Origin of the sequence: Butyrivibrio sp. NATIVEDY162 (genome assembly GCF_045999815.1) — a bacterium.
Classification (GTDB): Bacteria; Bacillota; Clostridia; order Lachnospirales; family Lachnospiraceae; genus Butyrivibrio.
Genome location: NZ_CP172573.1, coordinates 764,936 through 780,986, shown reverse-complemented (window position 1 = coordinate 780,986; position 16,051 = coordinate 764,936). Strand labels below are relative to the sequence as shown.

Here is a 16,051-nt window from a genome sequence, read left to right as displayed (position 1 = left end):
AGAAAGGAAAAGACAATGAGCGATATGATGAAAGTTTCGTCAAATCCGCACGTTCGGTCCGGTGTGACAACCTCCAATATTATGATGTGGGTAGTCATTGCACTTCTTCCGGCTGCTGGATTTGGAATATACAACTTCGGCGTAGATGCGTTGATAATACTTTTGCTGTCTGTATTCTCAACAGTAGCTACCGAATTTTGTTATGAAAAGATTTTAAATAAAAAAATCACTATAGGAGATTTTTCAGCAGTAGTTACAGGTCTCCTTTTGGGAATGAACCTTCCCTGTACGGCGCCCTGGTGGCTGCCGATCATCGGAGGAATATTTGCAATTCTTGTAGTTAAGATGCTCTTTGGAGGACTTGGACAGAACTTCATGAATCCGGCTCTTGGCGCAAGATGCTTTTTGCTTATATCATTCCCGGCGCTTATGACTAACTTTGTGACAGATACATATACTTCAGCTACTCCTCTTGCAGCTCTTAAAGCAGGAGAAGAGGTTACAGTCATCGATATGATCATAGGTAAGATTCCCGGAACTATCGGTGAGACCTCAATGATTGCCATCATTATAGGTGCATGTATTCTTATTATGCTTGGAATCATAGATTTGAAAATCCCCGGAACATATATTGTTTCCTTTGTGATTTTCATAATCCTGTTTGGAGGCCACGGACTTAACGGTGCTTATATTTCTGCCCAGCTTGCAGGTGGCGGACTTATGCTTGGGGCATTCTTTATGGCTACGGATTATGTCACCAGTCCCATCACCACCAAAGGAAAATATATATACGGCGTATTCCTTGGAGTACTGACCGGTATTTTCCGTGTGTTTGGTGTATCTGCAGAGGGTGTGTCCTATGCGATCATAATCGGCAATCTTATCGTTCCGCTTATTGAGAAGTACACAATTCCCAGAGCGTTCGGTATCAGACCGGTGGAAAAGAAGGAGGAAAAAAGGGCATGACAGATATAAAAACAATGCTGAAAAATGCACTCATTCTTTTCATAATAACTCTTGTTGCAGGTGTTTCTCTCGGATTTGTTTATCAGGTTACTAAAGAGCCTATAGCTCACCAGGAAGAACTTGCACAGATAAAGGCTAATCAGGCTGTTTTCCCTGAAGCGGCAGATTTTGAAGATGTTGAACTGGATGCTGATACAGTTTCCTCTGTATTAAGCGGCGCAGACTACAGCAAAATTGAGATCAACAGTGTAAAAAAAGCTGTTGATGGTCAGGGAAACGGACTTGGATATGTTGTTCAGGTTACCAGCGGAGGATACGGAGACAAAATAGTATTCACAGTTGGTATTTCAAATGATTCTAAGGTAAACGGGATATCACTTATTTCCATTAACGAGACACCGGGTCTTGGAATGAATGCTGAGAAGGTACTGGTTCCTCAGTTTGCAGGAAAGCCTGCTTCCCAGTTTGCTGTAACTAAAAATGCTGCTTCATCAGACAGTGAGATAGAGGCTATTTCAGGCGCTACCATAACTTCAAAAGCAGTTACTTTCGGCGTTGACGCAGCAGTAGCATATTTTCAGGCTGCTCTCGCCGGTTAAGGAGGTGTTCATATGAGTGAAGAGAAAAAGGGAGCTTTAGGCTTCAAACAGGACACCCCTGCGGAGCGTTTCCTGAACGGACTTATTGTTGAGAATCCGACACTTGTACTTATGATAGGTATGTGTCCTACACTGGCAGTTACAACATCAGCTATAAATGGTGTCACCATGGGACTTGCTACAACATTTGTTCTGGCACTTAGTAATGCTGTTATATCACTTCTTAGAAAAGTGATTCCGGATACAGTTCGTATTCCTGCATTTATTGTTGTAATCGCTTCATTCGTAACTCTTGTACAGCTTGTTATGCAGGCATATGTGCCTGTGATGTATCAGGCTCTTGGCGTGTATATTCCGCTTATTGTTGTTAACTGTATCATCTTTGGAAGAGCAGAGGCATATGCATCGAAGCATGATGTGGTTCCTTCATTTTTTGACGGAATAGGAATGGGACTGGGATTTACCTGCGCGATTACTGTTATTGGACTTTTCCGTGAGCTTATCGGCGGCGGAACAATGTTTGATGTACAGATTTTTGGTGAGGGCTCTGTAGTTCCCGGACCTGTAGGTTACTTCTTTAGCCAGTATCAGCCTATCCGTATTTTTATTCAGCAGGCAGGTGCCTTCATAGTTCTTGCTGTGCTCATTGCAATAATGAATCAGGTTAAGTTCAACATGGAGAAGAAGGGCAAGGATACATCCAAGTTTGGCGTGGGAGGATGCTGCAGCGACATTGAGATCAAGGATCCCAAGAAGGTTAAGGAAGAGCTCCTTGCAAAAGAAAAAGCAGCAGCCAAGGCTTCTGTAAAAGAAGTGGTTACACCCGGAGAGGAGGATAAGAAATGACAGATACTATAGTGGGACTTTTGTCCATAATGATAACAGCCTCTCTTGTAAATAATGTAGTTCTCAGCCAGTTCCTTGGATTATGTCCTTTTCTTGGTGTTTCAAGGAAAACAGAGACGGCTTTCGGAATGGGCATGGCCTGTGTGTTCGTAATTTCACTGGCTTCGCTCGTAACTAATGCGATTTACAAATTTATCCTTTCACCACTCGACTTATCGTTTCTGCAGACAATAGTTTTCATCATGGTTATTGCGATGCTGGTTCAGTTTGTTGAGATGTTCCTTAAGAAATTTGTGGTATCACTCTATCAGTCACTTGGCGTATACCTTCCTCTTATCACAACAAACTGCGCAGTTCTTGGTGTTGCTCTCAATAACGTAACTGATGGATATAGCCTTTTGGAGAGTACTATCTGCGGTTTTGCAACAGCAGTTGGATTTACGATTGCCATTGTAATTCTTGCAGGCATTCGTGAGAAGATTCAGTTTAATGACATTCCCAAGCCTTTTAGAGGAATGCCTACAGTACTTCTTGCATCAGCGCTTATGGCTATTGCATTTACAGGCTTTTCCGCACTTAGATAAAGGTTGAACATCATGATCTTCTCATTCTCTGATTTTTAGGAGAAGTGATGAAAGTGATATATGAGGAGCAAAGGAGACAATTATGATTAGTGGTGTACTCATTGCTACTGCAGTAGTAGCAGGCGTCGGAATTCTGATAGGTATAATTCTTGGCGTTGCTGATATGAAACTGCATGTAGATGTGGATGAGAAAGAACAGGCTATATTAGAAGCACTTCCGGGAAACAACTGTGGTGGTTGTGGATTCCCCGGATGTTCCGGATGTGCAGCTGCAATTGCAAAAGGTGAAGCAGCGGTAAGTCAGTGCCCTGTAGGAGGCCCTCCTGTTGCAGCAAGGATTTCTGAAATAATGGGCGTTGATGCAGGTGAAGCCAAGCGTATGGTGGCTTATGTGCACTGTGGAGGCGACTGCGAAAAAGCTACTGAGAGATACGAGTATATCGGTGCAATGGACTGTAGGGTTATCAACCAGGTTCCGGGAGCAGGCCCCAAGACATGTACATTTGGATGCCTCGGTGGTGGAAGCTGCGTGAATGTATGTCAGTTTGATGCTATACACATCGTCAACGGAATAGCAATGGTTGACAGAGAAGAGTGTAAAGCCTGCGGCAAATGTATAGATATTTGCCCCAGACATCTTATTGATCTTGTACCTTATGATGCTACAGAGGTGGTTCGGTGTAAGTCCCAGGATCCGGGACAGGCGGTTAATAAATATTGTAAAGCCGGCTGTATAGCCTGCCATATATGTGAAAAGAACTGTCCTTCGGGTGCTATAACTGTTGAGAACAACGTAGCTACAATTGATCAGGACAAGTGTACACACTGTGGACTCTGCGCAGAGAAGTGTCCCAAGAAGGCTATTCAGGTTATATAATTTGATACTATTACTTTTTGCTTGCGTACGGGCATATCCAATTAATTGGATATGTCCGTTTTTATAAGCTCTACTATAGTTTGATGAAATATATCTGTGTTATATTAATAGAAAAAACTATGAGTGGAGAGATTATTTATGATGAAAAGTAAACGTCTGGAATTGATTGATTCGATACGTGGACTTACTTTGATAAGTATGATTTTGTATCATTTTTGTTGGGATTTAAAATACTTAAAGGGTTTTTCAATGCTCTGGTATGAAACCTTTGGTAGCTACTTATGGCAACAGAGTATATGCTGGACTTTCATACTGATTGCTGGATTTTGCCTGCATTTTGCAAGGAATCCCATAAGAAACGGCGTTATTGTATTTCTATGCGGGATAATAATAACAACAGTGACAGAACTTTTTGTTCCCGAAGCACCTGTATACTTTGGAGTACTTACTTTTCTTGGTTCAGCCATGATCATAGTAGGTGCACTAAAATGGGTATTGATAAAGCTTATACCGGGCAAGACAGCTGATATAAGCAGTAATCCTGATAATAATCAGAATAATAAGCGTGATTTTGGGATTCTCCTGGATCCGTTCTGGGGATTTATTGTAAATATTATTCTGTTTGGCTTTACCAAATCAATAAATCAGGGAGTGATAAATCTTTTTCTGACAAAAATAAATCTGCCGGCTAATCTGTTTGATGGTAGTTCTTCAGGTGGTGTAAATGGCTCATTTTTGAACTATCTAGGGTTTATGCAGAATGATTTTTATTCATCGGATTATTTTTCACTTATGCCCTGGATATTCTTATTTCTCTCGGGATATTTTTTGTATGGAGTATTAAAGCCGCGCTTTGAAAGTGCTGCTTTTCACATAAATATAAAACCCCTTTCATGGATCGGCAGACATTCTCTTTTGATATATATGCTTCACCAACCAGTCTTATATGGCATTACAATGCTTATCAGATAATGAAAAATTAAAATTGTATAAATAGCGCAAAGTCTCACAAGGTCGGTGTTATAATAAAAATACGTACTGTTTTGTATGACTTCTTGCGGGCTAAAGCGGAAACTGCCCAAAGGAATCTATGACTTTCCGAATGAAAACAGGAAAAATCGTTCGGAAATAACCACAGATAAGAGAGAGCTTATTATGGAAAAACGCAGTATTTTTAGAGATAAGAGTATAGAAAGAGTGTCGTCGCCTGAACAGTTAAATGATTATATTCAGGTTACAACCCCTTCTGTATGGATCTTTTTACTGGCCACTATTATTCTTCTCGCCGGAATTTTCATCTGGGGTATTTTTGGTGAAATAAAGGTTAATGACGGTGCCGGCGAACGCAGTGTTGCTCCGATAACATGTATTCTCAATTGAGAAAGGGATAATTCATGAGCAAGGGGAGTAATAAAAAAATTAAGGAGCCTTTGAATAGTGGTGTAGCGAAGGTTCCTGTGGTAATGCAGATGGAAGCCTTGGAGTGCGGTGCTGCATGTCTTGTCATGATCATGGCCTACTATAATAAATGGATTCCACTGGAGCAGGCACGAGAGGACTGCGGAATCTCACGAGATGGCTCGAAGGCAAGCAATATTGCAAAGGCAGCCAGAACCTATGGCTTTGAAGCAAAGGGTTATCGCTTCGAAATAGATGAAATTAAAAAATTAGCTACTTATCCCTGTATAATACACTGGAATTTTGATCATTTTATTGTCTTAAACGGATTCAAAAACGGTAAGGCTTATATAAATGATCCGGCAAGGGGCGAAGTCATACTGACTGAAAAAGAATTTGATGAAGGATTTACCGGAGTGGTTCTTCTTTTTTCTCCCGGTGAAGGCTTTGTGCCTTCAGGTAAAAAGAAGAGCATGATTGACTTTGCAAAAGCAAGAATGGAGGGAACACTTTCGGCATTTACTTTTGTAGCGCTTACATCTGCCACAGCATCTCTATGTCTTCTTATATCTGCAGGATTATCCAAATTTTTTATGGATTATATGCTCACGGGCAATAACCCGAAGTTTATAAATAGTTTTCTTTTCTTTATTGCACTTATAACCACTATCCAAATTATTGTACAATGGATAGGCGCAGTTTATTCTTTACGCATCAGTGGCAAATTTGATGCTGTCGGTAATGCCACATATTTTTGGCATGTGCTTCGTCTCCCTATGAAGTTTTTCTCGCAGAGAATGGCGGGAGATATTGAGCAGAGAAGACTTACAAATGCGTCAATAGCCGATGTTCTTGTAAATACATTTGCTCCTCTCATAATAAATGCGGCGATGCTTGTGTTTTATCTTGTATTCATGATTCACTATTCGGCTGTCATGACTCTTTTTGGAGTAATTGCAATCTTACTTAATCTTTATTTATCCAAGGTAATATCTGACAAACGGGTTAATATAACAAGGGTTCAGATGAGGGATCAGGCCAAACTTTACTCTACAACCGTTTCAGGGGTAGAGATGATAGAGACCATAAAAAGTAGCGGCGCCGAGAATGGTTTTTTCAGAAAATGGGCAGGCTTTCAGGCAAGTGTAAATGCTCAAAATGTAAAACTTTTAAAGCTTAACGAATACATTGGCGTTCTGCCTTCGATAATAATGACACTCACAGACAATATTATCCTGATAATGGGTGTTTATATGGTTATGACAGGCAGATTTACAGCAGGTACTGTGCTGGCATTCCAGGGGCTTTTTGCCCGGTTTCTCATTCCTGTCTCGTCCTTTATCGGCGCAGGTCAGAGTCTTCAGGAGATGCGTACGGAGATGGAACGTATAGAAGACGTAATGGATTATCCTCTTGATCCTTCAGTTGTAAAGAAGGGAGTTGGGGAATCTGAGGAAGATTCAAGAACGAAGCTGTCTGGCAGATTGTCGATGCACAATATTTCCTTTGGCTATTCCAAGCTTATGCCTCCGATCATCAGTGATTTTAATCTTGAGCTTGATCCCGGTAAAAGTGTTGCATTTGTAGGCGCTTCAGGCTGTGGCAAAAGTACATTGAGTAAGCTTATATCAGGGCTTTATCAGCCTTGGACCGGTGAGATTCTTTTTGATGGGAAACCTGCAAGTGAGATAGGAAGAAATGTTTTTACTTCTTCGGTTGCGGTTGTTAATCAGGATGTAATTCTTTTTGAAGATACCATAGCCAACAATATTAAAATGTGGGATCGCTCAATAGAAGATTTTGAGATGATACTTGCTGCCCGTGATGCACAGATTCATGAGGACGTTATGCAAAGAGACGGCGGTTATCAGTACAAGCTCTCAGAGGGCGGCCACAACTTTTCGGGAGGACAGCGTCAGAGAATCGAAATAGCAAGAATCCTGGCTCAGGATCCTACGCTTATAGTGATGGATGAAGCTACCAGTGCGCTTGATGCACAGACTGAATACAATGTGGTTAAGGCTATTAAGAACAGAGGAATCACATGTGTGGTTATTGCACACAGACTTTCGACGGTAAGAGACTGCGATGAAATAATAGTGCTTGATCATGGTATAGTTGCCGAGCGTGGAACACACAACGAATTGATGGCAAAAGGCGGTTTATATACTAAGCTTGTAAGTAGTGAGTAAGTTCGAGGGGAATACAGTTATGAGCTGGTTTGATGAACAGGTTAAAATGAGAGAAAAAGCAGACATGGATGCTTTTGAGGACTCATGTCTTCAAATAGCAGGGTCTGTCATGGGGAAAACTCTTACTGCCATTCTTCACGATGAGAGACAGCAGACAACGGATGCTATAGGAGAGGTACTCAGGTATTACCATGTTACTGCCAGAGAAATTCCGGAACAGTTAATGGAAATAGATGAGATTCTGGAATTTTTATTAAGACCAAGTGGCATTATGACAAGGGCGGTAAAACTTCATGAGGGATGGAGAAATGATGCTTCAGGTGCAATGCTTACAACATTAAACGGTCAGGATATACCTGTTGCACTTATTCCATCGGGAATGGCAGGCTATAAGTATAAGGATATAAAAACAGGTAAATATATAAAGGTTACCGCGTCGAATGAGAAGATGATTTCAGATGAGGCAATAGCTTTTTATAAACCTTTCCCTTTAAGAGCCATGGGAATGAGGGATATCTTTAGATATATATCAGATAATATCGACAGAGGAAGCTTTTTAGCCTATTTGTTATTTACGGCAATTGTTACAGCTATAGGTCTTCTTATACCTGTGATAAACAAGAACTTATTTGAAGATGTTGCTGTCTCATCAAATGTAAGAGCACTTCTTGCTATTGCAACATTTATGATATGTGTTTCTGTCAGTACGCTTTTGTTTGGCACAATAAGAAACCTTTTTCTTAACAGAATTACCTTAAAGCTTGATCAAAGTGTTGAAGCGGCTACCATGATGAGGATATTGTCTTTGCCCACGGGATTTTTTAAGGAATATGCATCAGGTAACCTTAGTACGCGCATCAATTATATGAATCTTTTGGTTACCGTGCTTGTAAGTATAGGAATGTCCGGTGGAATATCGATACTGTTTTCGTTTATTTACATCTTCCAGATTTTTGCTTTTACGCCCTCTTTAATGATGCCGGCTTTGATCGTATCCTTGCTTACGATAATTGTGACGGTCTCTGCGGTTATGGCAGAAAGCCGCATTAACAGGGTTCAGATGGAGCTTTCGGCTAAAGAGAGCGGTCTTGCTTACGCTGTTGTTTCGGGAATAGAAAAAATTAAGCTTGCCGGTGCAGAGAGAAGGGCTTTTGCCAGATGGGGAAAGGCCTATTCTGAGCAGGCTGTATACAAATATGACCCGCCGTTATTTGTTAAAACTTCCTCTGTTATTATTTCGGCTATATCCCTGATTGGAATGGTTGTTATATACGGGGTAGCCATAAAATCAAAAGTAAGTATCCCTGATTATTACGCTTTTAATTCTGCATTTGGAATGGTAACAGGGGCTTTTGAAGGCTTTTCACTGATGGTTGCTCAGATAGCCCTTATCGATCCCATTCTGAAGATGGTGAAGCCTATTATGGATGCTGTGCCGGAGGTCTCTGAGGATAAGCCTGTTCTTGAAAAATTGACAGGTAATATAGAGCTTAACAATGTTACTTTCAGGTACGAGGAAGGAACGCCTCCCGTTCTTGACAATTTTAATCTGAAAATTAAAGCAGGGCAGTATATAGCAATTACAGGGAAAACTGGATGCGGAAAGTCTACTCTCATGCGTATATTGCTGGGATTTGAGATTCCTCAGAGAGGCGCTGTTTATTATGATGGTAAGGACATAAGAAATATAGATTTAAAATCTCTGAGAAATAAAATCGGAACTGTTATGCAAAGTGGCTCACTTTTTATGGGAGACATTTATTCCAACATAGTTATTTCAGCTCCTGAGCTGACTCTTGATGATGCCTGGGAGGCTGCCGAACTTGCAGGTATAGCAGATGATATTCGCAACATGCCAATGGGAATGTTTACTTATATAACGGAAGGTGCAGGTGGCATTTCCGGAGGGCAGAAGCAGAGACTTATGATAGCAAGAGCTATTGCACCAAAGCCTAAGATACTGATGTTTGATGAAGCGACAAGTGCTCTTGATAACATAACACAAAGACAGGTATCGGAGTCTCTTGATTCTTTAAAATGTACGAGAATAGTTATTGCGCACAGGCTTTCAACTATTAAGAACTGTGACAGGATTCTTGTCCTGGATGGAGGAAAAATTGTAGAAGACGGTAACTATGATGAATTGGTTAAAAAGGACGGATATTTTTCAGAGCTGGTTAAGAGGCAACAGGTAGAAGAAAATGAAGGATAAAAAGCCATTTGAACAGGTTTACGCCGAGTGCTATGACAAGGTATATAAAAGCGTATATATGCGTGTCCTTAATAAGGAAAATGCAGAGGACATTGTGCAGGATGTGTTTTTTAAAGCTATGAATGCTTATGAAAAATACGATCCTGAGATTTCTCTTGCGTCAACCTGGATATCCAGGATAACAATAAATACTCTGACTGATTATTTCAGAAAAAATAAATCGGGAAAGATAGTATCAATTGATGATTATCTGGAAGAGGGTTATGAACCTGGAGAAGAAGATCCTGAGTTTGATCGCATTGAGGATGATGACAGCAGAGAGGCGTACTCTTTGCTGAAAGGTCTTTCGGATTCAGAAAGAGAACTTATTATGCTCCGCTTTGGGATGGAGATGACCTATGCAGAAATAGCCGAAAAAACAGGCTCAAATGAAAAGGCCGTCGCTAAGCGGATGGAGAGACTAATGAATAAGTGCAGAAAGAAAATTGAAAATCAGTGAAAGATTAAATTCCAAAAAATAAAAACATATCAGTTTTTTGTTTTTTATAGTCAGCTTTTATGCTAAAATTTAATACCGTATGCAAAAGCTGCAGATGTTTGCCTGAAATTATTACCGGAGGATTATATGAAAAAGAAAATCAATTGGGGAGTTGTAACTGCTGTTACTTTCATTTCTGTGTTTGCGCTGCTTCTGGCGCTTCTTATTTATATGCTTAATTCTTCTTATAAGCTAAGAGAATTCAAGGTGGACCTGTATGTCCTATGTAATGAAGCAGATATATGTGTGGCTGATAGCGATGAGGTGAAGGTCAGAGTTGATTCTGACAACCTGGCTGCGTTGTATTCTATTGTTTATGCTATGAGAGGTTACTTCACAATAGGCAATCCGGAGGTGACTGAAACTCTTAATATGAACTTTTCACACAATGGTGATGACTGGAATCTGCAAATTGGCAGAGCGGGAGATAACAGACTTCTTGTTAATCTGAACGGGCCCAGAAGCTATAGGCTTTATCTTAAGGACAACAAGAAATTTGAGGATATAAAAAGATGTGTTTCCGCTGATGGTTTCAATACAGCGAACAGACTTATAGGAAACAAAAAGTAGTACTTTTGCGTGTGAGTTTTCACACTTATTTATATAAAAAAAGAGGAGATTATTTAATGAGAAAAACAAAAATAGTATGTACGATTGGCCCTGCAAGTGAGTCAGAGGAGATGATTGCAGCGCTCTGTAAAGCAGGAATGAATGTTGCCAGACTCAATTTTTCACATGGAGATCATGAGGAACAGCTTACAAGAATAAAGAGAATTAAGAAGATAAGAAAAGAACTGGGACTTCCTATTGCCATCCTTCTTGATACAAAGGGCCCTGAGTACCGCATCGGCACTTTCAAGAACGGGAAGGTTAATCTTGAGGCAGGAAAGAAGTTTACATTTACAACAGAAGATATTAAGGGTGATGAAACTATTGTTTCCGTAAGTTATAAAAATCTTGCCAAAGAGCTTTTCAAAGGTGACAGGATTCTTCTTAACAATGCCCTTTTGGAGTTTAAGGTTCTTAGTACAGACGGCGTAAAAATCGAGACTGAGATTGTGACCGGAGGAGAGCTTTCTGATAAGAAGAGCATGAGCTTTCCGGGTAAGCATATTAAACAGGTTTATCTGTCAGAGCAGGATAAATCAGATATCCTGTTCGGCGTAGAAAATGACGTTGATTTCATTGCATGCTCATTTGTTTCAGTTAAGCAGGATCTGGTTGATGTCCATGAATTCCTTAAAGCTCACAATGGCAATGATAAGGTTCAGCTTATTGCAAAGATTGAGAATCAGTCAGGTTATGACAATATTGAAGATATCTGCACAGAGTGTGATGGTATCATGGTTGCACGTGGAGATATGGGTGTTGAGGTACCTTTTGAGCAGCTTCCTGCAATTCAGAAGGATCTTATAACCAAATGTCGTATGCTTGGCAAGCGTGTGATCACAGCTACTGAGATGCTTGAGTCCATGATACATAATCCGAGACCTACAAGAGCAGAGACTTCAGACGTAGCTAATGCTGTTTATGACGGTACAAGTGCTATCATGCTCTCAGGTGAAACAGCTGCCGGTGCATATCCAGTTCAGGCTGTTGAGACCATGGCCAAGATTGCTGAGACAACTGAGCAGAATATTCACTACAATAAGCGTTTCTATAACTATGACTTCATCATCAAGAGTGATGTAGATGCTATTTCACATGCTACCTGCGGAATGGCAATAGATCTTGATGCTAAGGCAATTGTTGCCTGCACTTTGTCTGGCCGTACTGCAAGAATGGTTTCAAGATTCAGATCTCCTGTGGACATTATCGGTCTTACAACTAATGAGAAGACATGGAGATGGCTGTCATTGTCATGGGCTGTAACTCCCAAGATGTGCGATGTATTTCCGTCAACGGACGTTTTGTTCTACAGCGCCAAAAAGGTTGCAATCGAGACCTTCGACCTCAAAGAGGGTGATAAGATTGTTATTACAGGTGGAGTGACAAATGGTGAGTCCGGAAATACAAATCTTATTAAGATTGAGGATGTATAATTTTTTTCTTATTAAGAATGGCAATGCCTGATGTGCAACGGGCAGAATAGTTGTATGGAGTTATTTGACTTAAAGGGAACGGAAGATGAATAAAAAAATAGCAGGCTTTATTTTGGGCGCTATGGTTTTTGCAAGCGCTTGTGGAAGTAATGTGCCGGGAGAGACTGCGGACAATACCAAAACAGATGAAAGCATAACTTCTGAAGCAAAAACGGAAGAGGCTATGAATGTAGAGGAAGAGGCTTCGAATGATGAAGCAGTTGTTTCCGGCAATGATAATTCATCTGAAGAAGCCTCTGATAATGATTCGCAAGAAGATGATACTGAGGAAAACACTGCCCCGGAAGGAACAGAAACAGATGCGACCGAGGATATAGAGACTTCACCCCTGGCTTTGTGGGATTACACCGGATATGTTGATGAGTGCCTCCAGTATTATTGGAAGGATGATTTTATTAATAAAGATTATGATTGTGACGGGAAAACAGATCGTCTGCATCGCTCCTATCATGAGGAAGAACAGAAGGCCGACTATGTTTTAGAGCTTGGGAATGGCAATAAGATAGAGTTAGGCGGCGTATGGGATACTGGCTTTCCTCATGTAGAGATGGAGGATCTTAATGGCGATGGTGAAAAGGACCTTCTTTTTACGCTTAGCTATGATACAAGTACTGACCCTTTGGCCTTTGGAAACATGCTGATCTATGAATATGACAGTGCAAATAATGGTTATAAGCAGGCTGAGCTTCCTTTTGAAAAATCAGAGGATGTAGGAAGCACTGATATATTGGTTGAATATGACGCTCCTTCTCAAGAAGGAAATATTTCTTTTAACATACCTAAGATTGGATATTCCGGAGAAATACTTGCAGGTACCGAATTTGTACAAAACTTCTGGACAAATGATAAAACCTCAGAAAGCTGTAATGTTTATGAAGCTTCAATCAGAGATTATGACGGCAAAAAGGCTGTTTTATGCAATGTGGAACTGCTTCACAAATTTGGCGGACTTATCACTTTTTATATTGTGAATGAAAATGGCGAATATGTGATAAAGGATATCAATAGCTCAGATGAATCTGTAAAAGGTAAAATTACAGATTTATCTTCAAATGATGATGCAAATGTTTCTGAGGAACCTGCACCTGCTGCAGAAACTCCGCACACAGGAGGTCATCTTGTGGTAATTGATCCGGGACATCAGTCACACGGGATGTCTGAAAAGGAACCCAATGGTCCCGGCTCTACAGACATGAAGGCAAAGGTTACCGGCGGAACTACGGGAAAGACAACAGGAATTGCAGAATATCAGCTTACCCTTACAATAGGATTAAAGCTTAAAGAAGAGCTGACTAAACGGGGCTATACCGTCATTATGACAAGAGAATCAAATGATGTGAGTCTTAGTAATGTTGACCGTGCTCAGATAGCTAATAATGCAGGGGCAGAAGCCTTTATAAGAATCCATGCCAATGGCTCTGAGGACACTTCTGTTAACGGTGCCATGACTATTTGTCAGACACCATCAAATCCCTATAATGCTGCTTACTATGATGCTTCCAGAAAGCTTTCTGATTGTGTACTTGATTCATATATAAATGCTACCGGATTTAAAAAGCAGTACGTATGGGAAACAGATACCATGACCGGAATAAACTGGGCTAATGTACCTTCAACAATTATTGAGATGGGATATATGTCTAATCCTACAGATGACACCAACATGGCTGATGAAGCAATGCAGCAGCAGATGGTCAATGGCATCGCAAATGGAATAGACACATATTTTAATTAACTAAAGACTTCCCACATCCAAATTCCCAGCGAGTCCCCATTTCGTCTGCTGGCGAGGCTGTTAAAACAGTGGGAGATTTGTATATATGCCGCCCAAAGCATGTCTGAGCTCTATGCCTCGGAATCCATCGTTCCTCCGGTGCTTGCTCGTTATGTTCGCTTTGTTTTCCAGGATATCGGAAAACAAGCGCTCACATATAATCGCCGCACCGGAGAAACGAATGGTTCCCGGCATAGAGTGAGTTCTGCAGGGCGGCATATGTTTATACAAATCTCACACTGTTTTAATGGTTAGCCGAGCGCAGAAGAAATGGGGACTCGCTGGGAGATGGATGTGGGATGCTTTAGTAATTAAAAATATTTCATAAGCCCTTGTTGGGGACAGGTGCGGGGATATAGAGATCGGAATATATCGAACACTTTCATGGAATGTGTTTGATATGTTTCGGTCATTTTTTATTTAAGTGTTTGTTAAGTGGAGGGAGCTATGGAACAGAGGAAACAATTATGATACATTCTCTGATGTTGATAGAAACAACCGTACTAGTAAGGAAACTGAATCGATTAGTGAATTTATGAGGAGGACTTATGAAAAAAACTTATCCGCTTACAGCAGCTCAGAATATGCATTACAGATGGATAAAGGAGTATGGGACTCAGCAGGTTTCGGGACTTAGCATAGTTGCAGCACTTAAAGCAGAGCTCGATTTTGGATTGTTAAAAAAATGTATTGAGCTGGAGATGGAAAGATACGGGTGCATGAGAATCAGATTTACAAAAGCTGATAAAAACGGAAATGTGCAGCAGTATCTTATAAAAAAAGATCACAGAGATATTCCGATAAAAGACCTTACGGGGATGAGTCTTAAGGAAGCAGATGATCTGATGCAGAGCTGGGCATATCAGACCTTTGACGGTGACAACATTCCAATGTGTGATGTCTATATGATGAAGCTGCCGGACGGCTATCGTGGCTTTTTTATTCATATGGATCACAGACTTATTGATTCCTGTGGTGTGACGGTAATGACAAATGACATTATGTCGCTTTATACACATTACAGATTTGGAGCTGAATATCCTGCTGACCTTGCAGATTTTGAAACAGTTTTGGAATCAGACTTGAAAAAGGCAGGCAATGAGAAAAGATTCCAAAAAGACAAGAAATTCTGGAATGATCAACTCGATGAATACGGAGAGCCTCTTTATTCAGATATTCAGGGCCCTTCTGTTTTAGAAGAAGCTCGCATAAGGCACAAGAATAAAAAGTTAAGAAGTGCTGATATCGAGCGAAAGGAATTATTTGTTGCGGTTAAAGATTATAAGCTTGAGCCTGAACCGGCAAAAAGGCTTATGGATTTTTGCATGAATCATGGTCTTTCAATGACGAATCTTTTACTTCTTGGAATAAGAACATATCTGTCAAAACAAAATGAAGGACAGGAGGATATTTCAATTCAGAATTTTATCTCAAGAAGATCCACTAAGGATGAATGGACATCAGGTGGAAGCAGAACAATTATGTTCCCCTGCAGAACTGTCATCAGCGAAGATACTGATTTTATGTCAGCAGCCTTTAAAATCCAGAATGTCCAGAATAGCATATATATGCACAGCAATTATGATCCGGCCCTGATTTATGAAGAGATAAAAAAGCGATACAACACACCTGATGATACGACTTATGAGAGCTGCTATCTTACTTATCAGCCGATGCCTGTTAAGATGGAAAATCCGTTTCTTAAGAACATTCCTATGCATGCAAAATGGTTTGCCAATGGAGCTGCTACAAAAAAGATGTATCTTACCGTATCCCACACAGAAGACGGTGGTATGAATTTTTCATATCACTATCAGACAGTGCAGTTATCTGAAAAGGATGTGGAGCTTATGAACTATTATCTGATGCGCATTCTGTTCAGAGGTATAGAGCAGCCGGATATGACAGTAGGAGAAATCATGGAAGCGGTTTAAAACAAGCATTTTCTTAGAGGAGGAGAAAA

Annotated in this window: 14 protein-coding genes; all 14 read left to right on the top strand. The window is 40.5% G+C overall.

The features are described 5' to 3' along the window. Nucleotides 1-15: 15 nt before the first annotated feature. The 14 genes from ACHCNF_RS03145 (at nucleotide 16) to ACHCNF_RS03080 (ending at nucleotide 16,022) form a co-directional block, all read left to right on the top strand. Nucleotides 16-966 (top strand): RnfABCDGE type electron transport complex subunit D, encoded by a 951-nt coding sequence (locus ACHCNF_RS03145; protein WP_408071344.1) that lies wholly within the window; start codon nucleotides 16-18, stop codon nucleotides 964-966. Continuing rightward, nucleotides 963-1,565 (top strand): RnfABCDGE type electron transport complex subunit G, encoded by a 603-nt coding sequence (locus tag ACHCNF_RS03140; protein ID WP_408071343.1) that lies wholly within the window; start codon nucleotides 963-965, stop codon nucleotides 1,563-1,565. The genes ACHCNF_RS03145 and ACHCNF_RS03140 overlap by 4 nt, the downstream gene beginning before the upstream one ends. Before the next feature lie 12 nt (nucleotides 1,566-1,577). After that, on the top strand, nucleotides 1,578-2,411 hold the full coding sequence (gene rsxE, locus ACHCNF_RS03135) for an electron transport complex subunit RsxE (protein ID WP_408071342.1): 834 nt from the start codon (nucleotides 1,578-1,580) through the stop codon (nucleotides 2,409-2,411). Next, a complete protein-coding gene (locus ACHCNF_RS03130) occupies nucleotides 2,408-2,995 on the top strand; it encodes an electron transport complex protein RnfA (RefSeq protein WP_408071341.1) in 588 nt (195 codons plus the stop codon). Before rsxE ends, ACHCNF_RS03130 begins: the two co-directional genes overlap by 4 nt. Before the next feature lie 82 nt (nucleotides 2,996-3,077). Further along, nucleotides 3,078-3,872, top strand: coding sequence for an RnfABCDGE type electron transport complex subunit B (locus tag ACHCNF_RS03125; protein WP_408071340.1), 795 nt, complete (start codon nucleotides 3,078-3,080; stop codon nucleotides 3,870-3,872). A 138-nt stretch (nucleotides 3,873-4,010) separates the two neighbouring features. Next, nucleotides 4,011-4,844 carry a heparan-alpha-glucosaminide N-acetyltransferase gene (locus ACHCNF_RS03120; protein WP_408071339.1) on the top strand — a complete coding sequence of 278 codons (834 nt, stop codon included), beginning with the start codon at nucleotides 4,011-4,013 and terminating at the stop codon, nucleotides 4,842-4,844. 183 nt (nucleotides 4,845-5,027) lie between these two features. After that, nucleotides 5,028-5,252: a hypothetical protein gene (locus ACHCNF_RS03115; RefSeq protein WP_408071338.1), complete on the top strand. Its 225-nt coding sequence runs from the start codon at nucleotides 5,028-5,030 to the stop codon at nucleotides 5,250-5,252. Between the two features lie 14 nt (nucleotides 5,253-5,266). Beyond that, nucleotides 5,267-7,462: an NHLP family bacteriocin export ABC transporter peptidase/permease/ATPase subunit gene (locus ACHCNF_RS03110; protein ID WP_408071337.1), complete on the top strand. Its 2,196-nt coding sequence runs from the start codon at nucleotides 5,267-5,269 to the stop codon at nucleotides 7,460-7,462. Nucleotides 7,463-7,481: 19 nt separating this feature from the next. Beyond that, the gene (locus tag ACHCNF_RS03105) at nucleotides 7,482-9,674 is read left to right on the top strand and encodes an ATP-binding cassette domain-containing protein (protein WP_408071336.1); all 2,193 of its coding nucleotides are present in this window, start codon (nucleotides 7,482-7,484) and stop codon (nucleotides 9,672-9,674) included. Further along, entirely contained in the window at nucleotides 9,664-10,173 is a 510-nt protein-coding gene (locus ACHCNF_RS03100) for an RNA polymerase sigma factor (RefSeq protein ID WP_408071335.1), read from the top strand. Before ACHCNF_RS03105 ends, ACHCNF_RS03100 begins: the two co-directional genes overlap by 11 nt. 126 nt (nucleotides 10,174-10,299) lie before the next feature. After that, on the top strand, nucleotides 10,300-10,782 hold the full coding sequence (locus tag ACHCNF_RS03095; RefSeq protein ID WP_408071334.1) for a hypothetical protein: 483 nt from the start codon (nucleotides 10,300-10,302) through the stop codon (nucleotides 10,780-10,782). Nucleotides 10,783-10,838: 56 nt separating this feature from the next. Continuing rightward, the gene (pyk, locus tag ACHCNF_RS03090; protein WP_408071333.1) at nucleotides 10,839-12,254 is read left to right on the top strand and encodes a pyruvate kinase; all 1,416 of its coding nucleotides are present in this window, start codon (nucleotides 10,839-10,841) and stop codon (nucleotides 12,252-12,254) included. An 85-nt stretch (nucleotides 12,255-12,339) separates the two neighbouring features. Further along, nucleotides 12,340-14,049: an N-acetylmuramoyl-L-alanine amidase family protein gene (locus ACHCNF_RS03085; RefSeq protein WP_408071331.1), complete on the top strand. Its 1,710-nt coding sequence runs from the start codon at nucleotides 12,340-12,342 to the stop codon at nucleotides 14,047-14,049. Nucleotides 14,050-14,636: 587 nt separating this feature from the next. After that, complete coding sequence (locus ACHCNF_RS03080; protein ID WP_408071330.1) at nucleotides 14,637-16,022, top strand: condensation domain-containing protein; 1,386 nt, start codon at nucleotides 14,637-14,639, stop codon at nucleotides 16,020-16,022. Nucleotides 16,023-16,051: the final 29 nt, after the last annotated feature.

Excerpts from the sequence above, each read along its gene's own strand:
- ACHCNF_RS03100 (WP_408071335.1), top strand. The coding sequence starts at position 9,664 with ATGAAGGATAAAAAGCCATTTGAACAGGTTTACGCCGAGTGCTATGAC.
- ACHCNF_RS03130 (WP_408071341.1), top strand. The coding sequence starts at position 2,408 with ATGACAGATACTATAGTGGGACTTTTGTCCATAATGATAACAGCCTCT.
- ACHCNF_RS03095 (WP_408071334.1), top strand. The coding sequence starts at position 10,300 with ATGAAAAAGAAAATCAATTGGGGAGTTGTAACTGCTGTTACTTTCATT.
- ACHCNF_RS03105 (WP_408071336.1), top strand. The coding sequence starts at position 7,482 with ATGAGCTGGTTTGATGAACAGGTTAAAATGAGAGAAAAAGCAGACATG.
- ACHCNF_RS03140 (WP_408071343.1), top strand. The coding sequence starts at position 963 with ATGACAGATATAAAAACAATGCTGAAAAATGCACTCATTCTTTTCATA.
- ACHCNF_RS03115 (WP_408071338.1), top strand. The coding sequence starts at position 5,028 with ATGGAAAAACGCAGTATTTTTAGAGATAAGAGTATAGAAAGAGTGTCG.
- ACHCNF_RS03110 (WP_408071337.1), top strand. The coding sequence starts at position 5,267 with ATGAGCAAGGGGAGTAATAAAAAAATTAAGGAGCCTTTGAATAGTGGT.
- ACHCNF_RS03125 (WP_408071340.1), top strand. The coding sequence starts at position 3,078 with ATGATTAGTGGTGTACTCATTGCTACTGCAGTAGTAGCAGGCGTCGGA.
- ACHCNF_RS03080 (WP_408071330.1), top strand. The coding sequence starts at position 14,637 with ATGAAAAAAACTTATCCGCTTACAGCAGCTCAGAATATGCATTACAGA.
- rsxE (WP_408071342.1), top strand. The coding sequence starts at position 1,578 with ATGAGTGAAGAGAAAAAGGGAGCTTTAGGCTTCAAACAGGACACCCCT.
- ACHCNF_RS03085 (WP_408071331.1), top strand. The coding sequence starts at position 12,340 with ATGAATAAAAAAATAGCAGGCTTTATTTTGGGCGCTATGGTTTTTGCA.
- pyk (WP_408071333.1), top strand. The coding sequence starts at position 10,839 with ATGAGAAAAACAAAAATAGTATGTACGATTGGCCCTGCAAGTGAGTCA.
- ACHCNF_RS03145 (WP_408071344.1), top strand. The coding sequence starts at position 16 with ATGAGCGATATGATGAAAGTTTCGTCAAATCCGCACGTTCGGTCCGGT.
- ACHCNF_RS03120 (WP_408071339.1), top strand. The coding sequence starts at position 4,011 with ATGATGAAAAGTAAACGTCTGGAATTGATTGATTCGATACGTGGACTT.